This window comes from Massilia sp. S19_KUP03_FR1 (genome assembly GCF_036688685.1).
Classification (GTDB): domain Bacteria; phylum Pseudomonadota; class Gammaproteobacteria; order Burkholderiales; family Burkholderiaceae_D; genus JALYUM01.
Genome location: NZ_JAQQPS010000006.1, coordinates 160,530 through 174,015, shown reverse-complemented (window position 1 = coordinate 174,015; position 13,486 = coordinate 160,530). Strand labels below are relative to the sequence as shown.

Here is a 13,486-nt window from a genome sequence, read left to right as displayed (position 1 = left end):
CCCGTGCAGGCGGGGATGACGGTTTTTCGGTCGCAGGTAACTGCACGCACCGCACCATGAAAGCACACCTTGGAAAATAGCACCATCATCAAACGCCTGCTGGCCCTCGTCAAACCCTACCGCACCCGCGCCTTTTTTTCGCTGCTGGCCATGGCCGGCACCGCCGCCACGCAGCCGGCGCTGTCACACGCGCTGGAACTGCTGCTCGACAAAGGCGTCGGCCCGAATCGCGTCGATTTCAGCCTGTGGCTGGTTCCGGGCGTGCTGGTCACGATTTTTGTCGTGCGCGGCATTTGTACGTTTGCCACCGCCTACTTCAACAACTGGGTCATGAGCCGCGTCCTGAATGACCTGCGCGCGCTCGCATTCGCGCGCCTGCTGCGCTTACCTGTCGCGCGTTTTCACGAAGAGTCGACCGGCAAGGTCATCAACACCGTGATCGGCGATGTGCGCCAAGTGGTCGACATGATCAATTCCGTGTTCGTGGCCTACGTACGGGATGTGCTGGTCGTTGCCGGGTTGCTGGTCGGCCTCTTGTTGATGAACTGGAAGCTGACATTGGTCGCCCTGGTGGTGGTGCCGCTCACCGCCGTGATCGTGCGCGCCACTACCAAGCGCCTGCGCAACCTGAACCGGGAGAACCAGCGCGTGACTCAGGAAATGACGCAGGTCGTCGACGAGGCCGCGCGCGGCCACCAGGTGATCCGCGTTTTTTCGGGGGAACAGTATGAGCTGCGCCGCTTTGGTGCGCGCAGCGAAGCCCTGCGCGGCTTCTCGCAGCGCATGACCGTGGCCTTTGCCGCCACCACCCCGATCACGCAAATCGCCACGGCCATCGCGCTGTCGGTGGTGATCGTGCTGGCCATCCAGGCCGACATGACCGCAGGCGAGTTCTCTGCATTCGTGGCAATGATGCTGATGCTGCTGACCCCCTTGAAGTCTCTGTCGGAGGTGAACGGCCCGATGCAGCGCGGGATGGCCGCAGCCGAAACCGTGTTCGCGATGATCGACTCGCCCGTCGAAGCCGACACCGGTACCCGGGTACTGGGCCGCAGCAAGGGCCACCTGCAATTGCAGGACGTCACGTTCAGCTATCCCGGCACGCATGCGCCGGCCTTGAATGGCGTCACGCTGGACGTGCAACCCGGCCAGACGGTGGCGCTGGTCGGCATGTCCGGCGGCGGCAAGTCGACTTTTGTGAACCTGGTAACGCGCTTCTACGATCCGCAAGCCGGCACTGTGCTGCTCGACGGCGTGGCGTACCAGGACATCGCCTTGACCAGCCTGCGCGAGCAACTGGCCATGGTCAGCCAGAACGTGATCCTGTTCGACGACACGCTGGCGGCGAACATCGCCTACGGGGTGAAGACAATCGACCAGGCCCGGCTGGCGAATGCGGTAAAGGCGGCGCATTTGACGGACGTGGTGGCCAACCTGCCCGAAGGCCTGCAGGCGCCGATCGGTGAAAACGGCATGCGCCTGTCGGGTGGCCAGCGCCAGCGCGTGGCGATCGCGCGTGCCATCTACAAGGATGCGCCGATCCTGATCCTCGACGAAGCGACTTCCGCACTCGACAATGAATCGGAACGCGCCGTCCAGGCCGCGCTCGATACCTTGATGGCCGGCCGCACCACGCTGGTCATCGCGCACCGCCTGTCGACCATCGAACGGGCCGACCGCATCGTGGTGCTGGAACATGGCCGCATCGTCGAGCAGGGCACGCACGACGCACTGCTGGCCGCCGGCGGCATGTACGCCAATCTGTACCGCCTGCAATTTGCCGAGACGCCGGGCGTCGCCACGCCGGGCGTCGCCACGCCGGCCTTAATCAAGCCGATGCTTTAAGACTTTGCCATTGGGCGCGGCCGGCAATGCATCCACCAGGACGATGCGCGCCGGCCGTTTATAGGGCGCCAGGCGCGCAGCAAGCCAGTCGGCCAGCTCCGGCACACAGCCCGTGCGCGGCTGCACGTAGGCCACCACTTCCTGGTCGCCATCGGCCAGCGGCCGTCCCAGCACCGCCGACAGGGCGACCTCGGGGTGCGCATTGATGGCCGTTTCCACTTCCAGCGGAAAGACATTAAAGCCGCCGCGAATGATGAGTTCCTTGGTGCGCCCGGTGATGAAGATGGCGCCATCGACGTCGATGCGCGCCATGTCGCCCGTGTTGAACCAGCCGTCGGCATCGACCGCTGGCGGTCCCTTGTAATAGCCGCGCATGACATTTGGCCCTCGCACCCACAGTTCGCTCGCGGCCCCCATCAGCTTTACCTGCACGCCGGGAATCGCGAAGCCGACCGATGCATCGGCACGCGGCGCATCGAGCCGCGTCTGGCTGATGGTGGGCGCGGTCTCGGTCAAACCGTAACCGTTATGCAGAGGCAAACCGAATGCCCGTTCGACGCGCGCTTTCAGATCCGGGTCGAGCGGCGCGCCGCCGGCGTAAATAAAACGCAGCCCCGAGGCGATGCGCGCGTCCGCGCAGGCCTCGAGCAGGCGCGCATACATGGCCGGCACGCCCTGCAGGATCGTCAATTGCGGCAGCGCGGCCAGCAGGGCGGCGGGCGCAAAGCGCGCCGCCAACACCACGCAGGCGCCCGCATACAAGGTCCCCAGCAGCACCGAGGTGAAGCCGTACACGTGCGAGATCGGCAGCACGCCGTACGCGCGGTCGCTGGCAACCACCGCGCGTAGGGTGCTCGACGCCTTGGCCACGAACAGCAGATTGGCGTGCGTGAGCAGCACGCCCTTGGGCGCGCCAGTGGTGCCGGTGGTATAGATCAGCGCGGCGATGGTGCGGTCAGGCTCGGGCACGCAATCGGGATTGCGCGCGCCGAACCTGGCCACCCCGGCGTCGATGGTGACGACCAGGCGCGCGCCGCAATGCGCCTCGATGGTGGCCAGTTCGCCGCTGGTCAGGCGCGCGTTGAGGTTGACGATCCAGGCGTTGACGCCGGCGATGGCGAACAGCAGCGCCACCTGCGCCGCGCAATTTTCGCTGACGACCATCACGCGGTCGCCCGGCCGCACACCCGCGGCCAGCAGCAGCGCGGCCTGCGTGGCCACTTCGGCGCGCAGGTCGGCGTAGGTCCAGGTGACAGCGCCGTCGATTAATGCCGTGGCGTCGGGTGCACCCCGTTGCAGCAAACTGCCAAGGGTGTCCTCAGCTGGCGCCATCACCCATGCGCAGCATGTTCCTGAAGCGCGCCGGCCCCGCCTCGATCTCGATGCCGGCGTCGGTGATACGGAATTCGCGCAACTGGCGGCTGTGCTGGCTGCCGCGCACCTTGATGACGGAAATGACCGTGTGCAGCTGCGCGTCCGACTCCACGTAACGCTGCATGATGATGGCGTCGACCAGGAAGGCGCTGCCCTGCGGGCTGAAGCGCAACTCGTTGGCGCGGTCTTCCAGTTCGCTGGCCATCAACAGGGACACGCCTTTTTCGCTCAGCACCGTGGTCATGCGGTAGAGCGACTCGCGGAAGTCTTCGCGGTATTCGGGCGAGAGCGCCAGCTCGAAACCGGACAGCGAATCGATCACCACCCGCGTCGCGCCGATGCTGTCGATCATGGTTTCCAGCTCGTGCAGCGTTTCGTCCACCGACAGGTCGAGCGTGCGCATGTTCAGCACCGCGACCTTGCCGGACTGCACCAGCAGGTCGAGCTGGTTGTTGAGCATCTGGCTTGGCGTCTTTTCAAACAGGGCGATGACCGCGGTTTCATTCTGGCGCACGCCTTCGGCCACGAATGCGGTGGCCAGCATCGATTTGCCGGAGCCGCTCGGTCCCACCACCAGCACGGAATAGCCGGCAGGCAAGCCGCCGCCCAGCATCTCGTCGAGTACCGGCAAGCCCATCGAGATGCGTCCCGCCGGCGCGCGCGACACCAGGCCACTGCCGGTCGGTTCGCTGGCCGCCAGCACGCGCGGGAACACCTCGATACCGGCATTGGTCATGCGGAAGGCGTGCAGGCCGGCCCGCTGGCGCCGGCCGCGCATCTTGATGATCTGGATCTTGCGCGCCATGGCGTTGCGCTGCACATCCTGGTTCAGCCAGATGATGCCGTCGGCCACCGTGAAAATGGGATTCTGGTCGGCTTCGTTGGCCAGGTATTCACCGATCAGGAAGGTGGTGGCGTTCCAGCCGGTCATGTGCGTGACCAGCTGCTGGACGAACAGCTGCAGTGCCGCCACCTGGGTCTGGTCGCCCTTGGCGCCCTGGACAAAGGAGCGGAAGGAATCGATGAACACCAGCGAGGGCGAATGGGCGCGTACTTCTTCGCGGATCTGGGTCAGCACGGCATCGTAGTTGCCCGTCTCGACGGCGGGCGCCAGGCTGATGAAGTTGATGGCGGTGCCGACCTTGTCGAAATCGAAGAATTCGAATTGCTGCTGGTAGCGCAGCATTTTGACCGGCGGCTCGCCCATGGCCGTGAAAAACAGTGCCTTGCAGCTTGGCGACGCCAGCGCAAACATGATTTGCTGGCAAAATGTGGTCTTGCCGCTGCCGGGAGCGCCGCCAATGATGTTGAACGACAGCTCGGGCAAGCCGCCGCCCAAAATGGTGTCGAGTCCCGGCACGCCCGTGGCGAGCAGTGTCAGGTCCAGTTTGTCGGTCATCCGGGGTTCTCCTCAGTATTGCTGCCTGCGCCATCGACAGGGAATGCCGCTTGCAGGAATTGAATGGTCAGGCGCGCGCCGATCAGCGTCGTCATCAAATCGATAAAAGTAATCAGGATGGCGCGGTGGGCGGCCAGGATGTCGCTCGACGGCCGGCCCGTCATGCTGGTGCGCAGGCGCTCGACCGCCGTGTCTGGCTGCGATGGCAACACCAGCGCCGGCAGCCAGTCGAAGATGGCCAGATTGTTTTCCAGGCTGCGCTCGAAAATGAGGCGCACGCTGTTGGCGCCGATCAGGGGGCTGAACTTGCGCACGATCTTTAGCCAGCACAAGCTGATCTGATCGGCCAGCGCCGGGCTTCGGCTGGCCGTGGCATGCCCCATCAACGACAGCAGCAGCTCATCCTTGATTGTCATGAAGGCACTTTCAGCCTGGTTCCAAATTCTCGCACGTCACATTGCTCGCCATCCATATTAGCAAGCTGACATTTTAGCCGAGCGTTACTTTCGGTGTAATTTATTTCTGTGCGAACAAGGGAATGGTGATGGTGACCGTGGTGCCATGCGGCGCCGCCGGCGCGAGACAAAACCCGCCACCAGCATCGCGCAAGCGCTCGCGCATGCCCATCAATCCGAACGCGGGCGGGGGGGGATTGGCCGGGTCAATACCGATACCGTTATCGCTTATTGTGATGTTCAGTATCTTTTTAATAGCCACAGCGGTGATGCTGACCGCGCTCGCACTGGCGTGACGGGCAATATTGGCCAGGCATTCCTGCAGCACCCGGTACAGCGTCAGCAGCTGGACCTCGTCCATGGCAAGCGCGTGCAACGCTTCCAGGCCCACCACCTTGCAGGCGACACCGTGATCGCGCTGGAATTTATTGATTTCCCACTCCAGCGCGGCCTGCAAGCCCAGTTCGAGCTGGAACGGCCGCAGGTGGGCGATCAGTTGTCGCACCGAGTAAATGGTGTCGTCGAGATTGTGCAAGGCGGCGCCCACCCTGTCGTGCAGGCGGGCCTGGCGCGCGGAGGTGTGCTGGTACAGCGCTGCCACATCCAGGCGCAGGGCCAGCAGGTTTTGTCCAAGGGTATCGTGGATTTCCATGGCGATGCGGCGCCGTTCGTCTTCGCGATTGCTCAGCTGGTGCGCGAGCAGCGCATGCAGCTTGCCTTCCGACACCCGGAGCGCTTCCTCGGCGCGTTCGCACTGGAAGATTTTTTGCACCAGTGCTTCGTTGACGTCGGTCTGGTCCTGCCGCAACTGCGCCGCCGCCCATGCCACTTCCTGATTGAATGTACTGGTCGAATTCATGTTCCGCTCCGGTCAGACTGCGAGGGAAGTGCGGCTCCAGTATAAGTCAATTCGGATGCGCGTCATACCGCGCCAGGTGCGGTTTCAGGGTGCTATTTGCGGCGGCGCTTGCGCAGGTAGCGCACATACCAGGCGAGACTTTGCAGGGGTTTTCCCTGGCGCAGCAGGAAGCGCGAGTGCATGCGCATTTCCTTGGTGTTTTTCGGCGCGGCGTCGAGCGCCAGGTCGCCCCACGGCGACTGCACCAGGTAAGCGGCGAACAGCGCCGCCGCGGCGTGCCCGCTCCAGGCCGCCCACGGTTTGACGGAGCCGGCGAAGTGCACCAGCCGCGCGCCATTCAGGTCGCGCAGGGTGGTGCGCTTGACCTGCAGGTCGTGGATCAGGTCGTACAGCGTGTTGTAGCGTTGGTCGACGTAGCGCGCGCGGCCGTTGAGCACGATGTTCAGCGCATCCTGGTCATTGAAGCGCAGGTCGAGTGTCGAGTTGACCAGCGTGTCGACCGCCTGCGCGGTGGCGCCCGCGGCCAGCCACGGCGCCACATTGATCAGCATGACGCCGGCATTGAAGTATTCATTGTGCGGCAAGCCCAGGGCGGCGACGCGGCGGCGCGTGGTGATGGGCGCGTCCGGCACCACCACGGCCAGCTTGCCGTCGAAATCGATGTCGAACAATTCATCCAGCCCGCCCAGGCAGAGGATGTCGGCGTCCAGGTACAACACCCGGTCGGCCACGCCGGCCAGCATGTCGGGAATCACCAGGCGGGTGAAGATCGACAGCGAGTAGTGCGAGTGGCCGAGGAAGCTGGCAAACGGCGCGAACTGGGCGGCGTCGAGCAGGTGGATGTGGGTGGCGGCGCCCATCTCTGCCACGCGCCGGAAGCGCGCCTGGTTGTCCTCGGACAGGGCAATGGCCAGCAGGTGGAAGGTGAAATGCTGGCCCGGGTTGTTGGCGATCAGCGAAGCGATGGTCGCGCCCATCGGCCGGCAGTAATTGTCGTCCGCGCAAAACGCGATGTGAAAGGTCGGTCGCCCGTTCGACGGCGCTGGGGCGATGCGGGCGGCGGACAGCATCATGGCAGCGCGTCCAGCACGGCTTGCACCTGGATTTCCTTGACCCAGTCGCGCCGATGCGCGGCCGTGATCACGGTGCTGTGGGCGCGGTCGACCGGTACCCACTCCGGGTTCTTCTGGCGCATCAGCGCCACCACCGGCACGTGCACGGCATTGGCCAGGTGCATCACGGCCGTTTCCACCGAGACGATCAGGTCGCACTCGGCCAGCATCGCCGGCAGCTGGAAAAAATTATCCGTGGCGCTGAAAAACTGCGTGCGCGCGAGGCCAAACGACGACACGACCGCGCGCGCGTTCTCCAGTTCATGCGGCATGGCGTTGACGATGAAGCAGGCCTCGGCCCATTCGGCGCGCTGCTGCATGGCCGCGATCAGCGCGGCCACCCGTTCCAGCGGCCAGCAGCGTTTTTTGGTCTTGGCGAACGGGTTGACGAACACCACTGGGCCCTTGCCGGCGAATCCCCAGTCTGCCAGGCGCGTGCGCGCGTCAAGCTGCCAGGCGTCGGGCACCAGCACGAACGGCAGCCGCTGCTCTGGTGAGATCTGCATGCCGCTCAGGGTGTGGAACCAGTCGGCATACACATCGCTGATGTGGTGGCCCGGCACGCCGTGCAACGGATTGGGCGACAGGGTCGCATCGAGCTTGCGCCAGGCCAGCAGGTGGTGCGGGGCCAGCACGCTGAAGGGCGCGCGCATGCCCACCACGAAGCCGGCTGGCGCAATGGCGCGCGCGATGCCGGCGTACATGTGCGGGCGCAAGGTGGCCAGCGAGACGACGATCGGGTATTGCTCGGCGCGCGCTTCCTGCAGCGACGCGTCGAACAATTGCGGGCTGTAGGTTTTGCTGTAGACCTTGCTGAAAAACGGGCAGGCCGCCAGCCAGTCGTACAGCGCGTATTTTTCCAGCTGCGGCCATCGTCTTGCGTCGGTGGTGCGGCGCACTTCGTCGACCCAGATGTGCACTTCCAGGTGCGGGTAGGCGCGCTTGAAGGCGGCGAAGCAGTTTTGCAGGTAGGTGAAATCGCCCAGCGCCAGGTGCGCGATGAACAGGATCTTGTTGGAGGTGCGCAACAGTGGTGCAGGGATCAGTGGCAGGTGGTTCATGGCGCGCGGGTTGCAGAAGGAAGGTGGAGGCGCAGCAAGGTCCACAGCATCGCGGTCCAGAATGCGAACACCATGACGCCATTATTGTGCGTAAAAAATGCCTGGGTCAGGCCGAAGGCAAGGTAGCTGGTGACCAGCAGCACCCCGGCCAGCGCGTAGGGCTGCACTGCCCGTGGGCCGTTCAGGTGGCGGCCGAACAGCCACAGGGGCGTGAACAGCACCACCAGCGTGGCCAGCAAGCCGGGCAGGCCGCGCTTGACGAGGGCATCGAGAAAATCGTTGTGCAGGTGGGTGTGCTGGGCGATGAGGGGATTGGCGCGGCCGGCGTCGATCAGGGCCTGCTTGCGTGCCATGTAGCCCGCCTTGCCCACACCCAGCAGCAGGTGGCCCGGGATCATGGTCACGCCGGCGCGCCACATTTCCAGGCGCTGGCCGATCGAGGTGCCGGTGCTGTCCGCACTGCGTCCGTTGAGGTAAGCCTGCAGTTGCTGGTGGGCCTCCTGGCTGCGCTGGCGTACTGCGGAATCGGGTTGTGCGTACAGGCCGCCGAGCAGGATCAGCGCGGCGCCCACGCTGGCAAACAGCACGCGCCGCCGATGCGTCAAGGCGTAGTGGACGATGATGATGCACAGGCAGAAGGGCAGGGCCAGCCAGCTACCGCGGCTGCTGCTGAGAATACTGCCGACGATCCCGCCGGCCGCACCCAGCGCCAGCAGGGTCAGCCACCACCAGCGGCGCGGCTGCTGCAGTGCCCAGCCAATACCGGCCAGCGCCAGCATGCCCAGCAGGATCGCGATGTTGCCGAACTGGATAGGATTGGTCAGTCCGCCCAGGGTCAGCTGGCGTACCTCGGTGTGGTGAACGGCGGCAAAGATGCCGGCGCCGATGCCGCCCAGGGCCACGCCGCTCCATAAGGCGGCGGCGCGGGCCGGCCAGGCGCACAGCACCAGTAACACCGGCACGGCAAACAGGAAGCGCGCCGGCGCATCGTAGTCGCGCAGAGCGGCATGCTGCAGGCCGTTGTCCAGCGTGTGCAGCAGGAAGTAGCCGGCGAACACCCAGCACAGCACGCGGTCGTCGCGGGTCAGGTGCAGGGCCGGCCGTTTCCACAGCAGCACGGCGCCAGCCAGGAACAGCAACGCGGCGCCATATGAAGAGCCGCTGGTAAGCACCAGCGCCAGGGCGAATGAAATAAAGACGGCAAATGAGGTGTAGGCGACCAAGCGGAAAGCATGCAGGCGGGTTGAAGGAGGCACGATTGTAAACCATACGCTGGCGCCCCCCGCCTCTGCGCAAGGAGCCCATCCATTTCGCCGGATGCTGGAAAAAGGCAGTACTATTTCTGCTCACTATTTCATCTCGATGGAGACGCCTTGTTGAAACCTTCCGCGCTTGTGTTACTCACCGCCGTGGCCACTGCGCACGCGGCCGATGCCCCTGCTTTCGATGCCAGACGGCTGGCGCAGGATGTGCAGGTTCTCTCGTCCGATGCCTATGAAGGGCGCGCCGTCGCCACGCCCGGCGAAACGAAAACCATCGCCTACCTGGTCGCCCAGTTCAAGGCGGCCGGCCTGCAGCCGGCGGGCGACCTGGTCAAGGGCAAGCGCGCGTGGACCCAGGACGTGCCGCTGGGACGGTTCGAGATCACCGGACCGATGGCAATGTCGGTGGGCGACGGCAAGACCACGCAAAGCTGGACCCAGGGCAGCGAGATCGCCGTGCGCGCCGCCATGAACGGCGCGCGCCAGGTGGCCATTGAGAACGCGCCGCTGGTGTTCGTCGGCTACGGCGTCACGGCGCCGGAGCGCGACTGGGACGACTTCAAGGGTGTCGATTTGAAGGGCAAGATCGCCGTGGTGCTGATCAACGACCCCGATGTCGAGGGCGGCGAGGGCGACTTCGGCGGCAAGGCCATGACCTATTACGGCCGCTGGACCTATAAATATGAGGAAATGGCACGCCGCGGTGCGCTGGGCACCCTCATCGTCCACGAAACGGCGCCGGCCTCGTACGGCTGGGCGACGGTCAAGAACTCAAATACCAACGTCATGTACGACATCGCGCGCCAGGATCCGGCCTCGGCCCACAGCCTGCTCGAAGCCTGGATCCAGGCTGACGCTGCGGCGGGCCTGTTCCAGCGCGCCGGGCTGGACTTCGCCGCCGCAAAAAGACAGGCACAGCTGCGCGCCTTCCAGCCGCTGGCGCTGCCTGGCGTGACGTTCTCGGCCAGCTTTGCGGTCGATGCCCGCGTCATCAAATCGAAGAACGTGGCGGCGCTGCGCCGTGGCAGCGCGCATCCTGACCAGTACGTGATGTACAGCGCCCACTGGGACCACCTCGGCATCGGCCAGCCCGACGCCACCGGTCACGCCATCTACAACGGCGCAGTCGACAACGGCACCGGCCTGGCCGCCTTGCTGGCGCTGGGCCGCGCGTATGGTGCGCATCCGGCGCCCAAGCGCAGCGTGCTGTTCCTGGCCGTGACGGCAGAAGAAAAAGGTTTATTGGGGTCGGAATACTACGCCAGCAATCCCCTGTATCCGCTCGACCAGACCGTCGGCCTGATCAATATGGATGCGCTCAGCCCGCAGGGCCCGGCGCGCAATTTCACCATTTCGGGCAACGCCAGACTGGACTTGCTGGATCTGCTCAGCGCCAAAGCCAGGGCGCGCGGCCTGACCTACACGCCCGACCCGCAACCGGAAGCCGGAAAATTCTTCCGCTCCGACCATTTCTCGCTGGCCAAGCGCGGCGTGCCGGCGATCTCTTTCGGTTCCGGCAACGACTGGATCGACGGTGGCGTGGCGGCGGGGCAGGGCGACAAGAACCGCTACACGGCCGTCGCCTATCATCAGCCTGCCGACCAGTTCGATCCCAGGTGGACCTTCGGCGGCATGGCGCGCGATGTGGCGATGCTGTATGAGCTGGGACTGAATCTGGCCAATTCGGCTGCGTGGCCGAACTGGTCGGCCGATTCGGAGTTCAGAAAGGCGCGCGACGCGAGCGCTGAGAAGCGCAACAAGTGATGCACGATGGCGGCGGCCGACGATCGTCGATCGGCCGCCAGGGGGCCTGAGCGCCCCCCATTTGCTATTTTTCTGGCAGATCCGACGTTGCAAGACGCAGCATCTCGGCTTGCCGCTGGTTCAAGTCGCTGATGCATCTCAGCCTGCGCAGCGCGAGGGCATTGCCGATTGCGCCTCCGCCAAGCGCGGAGACGAAATCGCACTGCACTTGTCGAAATCCTGAAAATGATTTGGACAATTTGTTCAGCGCAGCGGCTGCGGCTTGGCGATATTTGTCATCTTCGTCCCAACGTGAGAGTGCCGAGAGCGCGGCTTTTTCGGCGGCGGCGAGTGTCGCTGCACTTGCCAGTGATGTCTTTTCGAGGCAGCGGCGCATCTCGGCTTGGGAACCTGCTGCACATTCGTCACGTTTGGCAGCACCGGCAGCAAATGAAGCAGGCATCTGTGCAAGAACAGCGCCTAAAACAATCAGAGCGATGATGCGCATACTGCATCCTTTCGATTCTTGATCACGCCAGGAATAGGCGGCCTCTGTCTTACGCCCCCCGGCGCCTGCGGCCGTACGCGAGCGCCGCCAGCCCGAGTGGCAGCAGCAGCGCGCTGGCCGGCTCCGGCAGATCCTGCCCGGCGGCGATACCGGCAAAGCCTTCGCTGCCATAGTCGAGGCTGGTGGTGCCGAGCGCGCCGCCCGCGCTGCAATCGTTCGAGACCCGGTTGGTGTCGAGCGTCACCGCGCCGTTCAGGGCCAGCGCGCGGCCGCACAAGAGCGACGCTGCGGCGCTCAGGGTGATGCTGTCGTTCGCAATGATATTGCCGGCAAACATGCTGCCCGCGCCGAGCACGGCGGAGGTGCCGACGCCGAAAAACACGCCGGTGTCCGCGCTGCCGTTGATGACGTTCACGGCCGCGGCGGTGGCCGTGGTCAGGGTGGTGCCGATCTGGAAGACAAACAGCGCGTTGGCCATGTTTTGCGCATCCAGTACCAGCGTCCCGGTCAACTGGGCGCTCGAGGCGATGCGGTAGATGCCGGCGCCGAGCGTCATGCCACCCAGGTCGAGGCCGGACAGGTCGCGCGTGAACGCCAGGCTGGCCAGGTAGTTGTTGGCGGCAAGCGCGTCGCCGTGCGCCAGCGTCGCGGCAGCGTCATCGCTGTGGAGCGTGCCGAGCAGCGTGGCCGACCCGAAACCCGTCAGCGCCGTGCCGGGCGCCACACCGACGTCGCCGTTCACCGTGGTCAGCCCGGTGTTGGTCACGGTGGATCCGCCCAGCACGGTGAACGATTGTGCAGCCCCCAGGATGGGCGTAGCCCAGGCGGCGTTGGAACATCCGAGTGCCAGCAGGCATGCAATTGCGATCTTGCGCCCGGCGCTGGCGCGCGCCAGCGTGGCCGGCACAGCGGTTTGATGAACAGCGAACATAGGTATCCTGCACCAGAATTTATTCAGGACACACAATCATTCTTGATGGAATTTTCACGCCCGAGTAAGCATTAGTGTAGATGACGCGGCAGGTGAATTCGTCCAAGTCCATGAATTAATTGAGAAAATTCTCAAAGGAAATTATATTCGTGGTGAATCGGCCCATGCGCAGCGCCACCGCGATGCCGGCGCTAGCGATAGACCACGGTAATGCGCGGCACCACTTTGACACCCGGCTGTTGTTCGATAAAGCCATACAAAAATTCGAGCAGCTTTTTCTCGCACAGCGCCACCACCGCCGGGTCGCTCGCCATCGCGGCGCCCTGACGCCGGGCGCGTCCGGCAGCCTCTTCGTACAGTTTGAGTACGGCAGCTTTTTCGTCGACCAGGACGCCGCCTTCGAGCACTTTATAGGTCAGCTTCGAGACCGCCGGCGTCGCCACCAGCGCCGGCTTTTTGACGCGCACTTCGATGCCGGACGACGTGGCGCGCAGCTCGAACTGGTCGGGCCGCAAATCGAAACCGAAGGCATATTCGGCCGCGTACCAGATGGCGACGGTCCCGCTGGAACCCAGGTGCGGCAGGATGGTGCGGTGGATGATTTGCGTGAGGCCTTCTTCGCGCACCAAGGTCGCGGTCAGCAGCTTCACTTGTCCGCCCAGCGTCTGCTTGCCCGCCGTGAGGTAAGAGGTGTAACTGGTGTGGCCTGCCAGTTCCTGTTGCGTGGTCGTAACCAGCGACTGAAGTTGCTGCGCTTGGGCGTCGCGCGTGCGGTCGGCATAACGGGCGGCGTACCAGCCGAGGAGGAGGGCGGCGGCCAGTGTGGCGGCAAACAGCAGGCGATTTTTCATGAAGCCTTGTAGCGAATTGAGGGTGTCTGCCAGGGTGAGCGACAGGAATGCGTAAAAGAGGCCAGAATGGCTGGCTATCTACTTTC

Annotated in this window: 12 protein-coding genes; 2 read left to right on the top strand and 10 right to left on the bottom strand. The window is 64.6% G+C overall.

Features of this window, described 5'->3' with window-relative positions; translation table 11 throughout:
• Window positions 1-69: 69 nt before the first annotated feature.
• The gene (gene msbA, locus V6M87_RS08655) at window positions 70-1,845 is read left to right on the top strand and encodes a lipid A export permease/ATP-binding protein MsbA (protein ID WP_332876210.1); all 1,776 of its coding nucleotides are present in this window, start codon (window positions 70-72) and stop codon (window positions 1,843-1,845) included.
• On the opposite strand, the gene V6M87_RS08650 is transcribed toward msbA, so the two are convergent.
• From V6M87_RS08650 to V6M87_RS08620, 7 genes are all read right to left on the bottom strand, one after another.
• Window positions 1,825-3,177 (bottom strand): class I adenylate-forming enzyme family protein, encoded by a 1,353-nt coding sequence (locus V6M87_RS08650; RefSeq protein ID WP_332876209.1) that lies wholly within the window; start codon window positions 3,175-3,177, stop codon window positions 1,825-1,827. The genes msbA and V6M87_RS08650 overlap by 21 nt on opposite strands.
• On the bottom strand, window positions 3,164-4,618 hold the full coding sequence (locus V6M87_RS08645; RefSeq protein WP_332876208.1) for an ATPase domain-containing protein: 1,455 nt from the start codon (window positions 4,616-4,618) through the stop codon (window positions 3,164-3,166). The genes V6M87_RS08650 and V6M87_RS08645 overlap by 14 nt, the downstream gene beginning before the upstream one ends.
• A complete protein-coding gene (locus V6M87_RS08640) occupies window positions 4,615-5,034 on the bottom strand; it encodes a hypothetical protein (protein WP_332876207.1) in 420 nt (139 codons plus the stop codon). Before V6M87_RS08640 ends, V6M87_RS08645 begins: the two co-directional genes overlap by 4 nt.
• Window positions 5,035-5,134: 100 nt before the next feature.
• Complete coding sequence (locus V6M87_RS08635; protein ID WP_332876206.1) at window positions 5,135-5,932, bottom strand: sensor histidine kinase; 798 nt, start codon at window positions 5,930-5,932, stop codon at window positions 5,135-5,137.
• A 92-nt stretch (window positions 5,933-6,024) separates the two neighbouring features.
• Window positions 6,025-7,005, bottom strand: a complete 981-nt coding sequence (locus tag V6M87_RS08630) for a glycosyltransferase family 8 protein (RefSeq protein WP_332876205.1) — start codon at window positions 7,003-7,005, stop codon at window positions 6,025-6,027.
• Entirely contained in the window at window positions 7,002-8,105 is a 1,104-nt protein-coding gene (locus tag V6M87_RS08625) for a glycosyltransferase family 9 protein (RefSeq protein WP_332876204.1), read from the bottom strand. The genes V6M87_RS08630 and V6M87_RS08625 overlap by 4 nt, the downstream gene beginning before the upstream one ends.
• On the bottom strand, window positions 8,102-9,361 hold the full coding sequence (locus V6M87_RS08620) for an O-antigen ligase family protein (RefSeq protein WP_332876203.1): 1,260 nt from the start codon (window positions 9,359-9,361) through the stop codon (window positions 8,102-8,104). The genes V6M87_RS08625 and V6M87_RS08620 overlap by 4 nt, the downstream gene beginning before the upstream one ends.
• 117 nt (window positions 9,362-9,478) lie before the next feature.
• On the opposite strand from V6M87_RS08620, the gene V6M87_RS08615 reads away from it, so the two are divergent.
• Window positions 9,479-11,131, top strand: a complete 1,653-nt coding sequence (locus tag V6M87_RS08615) for a M28 family metallopeptidase (RefSeq protein WP_332876202.1) — start codon at window positions 9,479-9,481, stop codon at window positions 11,129-11,131.
• A gap of 64 nt (window positions 11,132-11,195) precedes the next feature.
• Here the strand turns inward: V6M87_RS08615 and V6M87_RS08610 are convergent, their stop codons facing one another.
• The 3 genes from V6M87_RS08610 to V6M87_RS08600 form a co-directional block, all read right to left on the bottom strand.
• Window positions 11,196-11,618, bottom strand: coding sequence for a lysozyme inhibitor LprI family protein (locus V6M87_RS08610; RefSeq protein ID WP_332876201.1), 423 nt, complete (start codon window positions 11,616-11,618; stop codon window positions 11,196-11,198).
• Between the two features lie 49 nt (window positions 11,619-11,667).
• Window positions 11,668-12,549, bottom strand: a complete 882-nt coding sequence (locus V6M87_RS08605; RefSeq protein ID WP_332876200.1) for an ice-binding family protein — start codon at window positions 12,547-12,549, stop codon at window positions 11,668-11,670.
• Between the two features lie 191 nt (window positions 12,550-12,740).
• Window positions 12,741-13,400 (bottom strand): hypothetical protein, encoded by a 660-nt coding sequence (locus V6M87_RS08600; protein ID WP_332876199.1) that lies wholly within the window; start codon window positions 13,398-13,400, stop codon window positions 12,741-12,743.
• Window positions 13,401-13,486: the final 86 nt, after the last annotated feature.

What these genes read in the sequence shown, in the direction of transcription:
- V6M87_RS08605 (WP_332876200.1), bottom strand. Translation starts at nt 12,549, where the DNA reads ATGTTCGCTGTTCATCAAACCGCTGTGCCGGCCACGCTGGCGCGCGCC.
- V6M87_RS08625 (WP_332876204.1), bottom strand. Translation starts at nt 8,105, where the DNA reads ATGAACCACCTGCCACTGATCCCTGCACCACTGTTGCGCACCTCCAAC.
- V6M87_RS08600 (WP_332876199.1), bottom strand. Translation starts at nt 13,400, where the DNA reads ATGAAAAATCGCCTGCTGTTTGCCGCCACACTGGCCGCCGCCCTCCTC.
- V6M87_RS08645 (WP_332876208.1), bottom strand. Translation starts at nt 4,618, where the DNA reads ATGACCGACAAACTGGACCTGACACTGCTCGCCACGGGCGTGCCGGGA.
- V6M87_RS08635 (WP_332876206.1), bottom strand. Translation starts at nt 5,932, where the DNA reads ATGAATTCGACCAGTACATTCAATCAGGAAGTGGCATGGGCGGCGGCG.
- V6M87_RS08630 (WP_332876205.1), bottom strand. Translation starts at nt 7,005, where the DNA reads ATGATGCTGTCCGCCGCCCGCATCGCCCCAGCGCCGTCGAACGGGCGA.
- V6M87_RS08610 (WP_332876201.1), bottom strand. Translation starts at nt 11,618, where the DNA reads ATGCGCATCATCGCTCTGATTGTTTTAGGCGCTGTTCTTGCACAGATG.
- V6M87_RS08640 (WP_332876207.1), bottom strand. Translation starts at nt 5,034, where the DNA reads ATGACAATCAAGGATGAGCTGCTGCTGTCGTTGATGGGGCATGCCACG.
- V6M87_RS08650 (WP_332876209.1), bottom strand. Translation starts at nt 3,177, where the DNA reads ATGGCGCCAGCTGAGGACACCCTTGGCAGTTTGCTGCAACGGGGTGCA.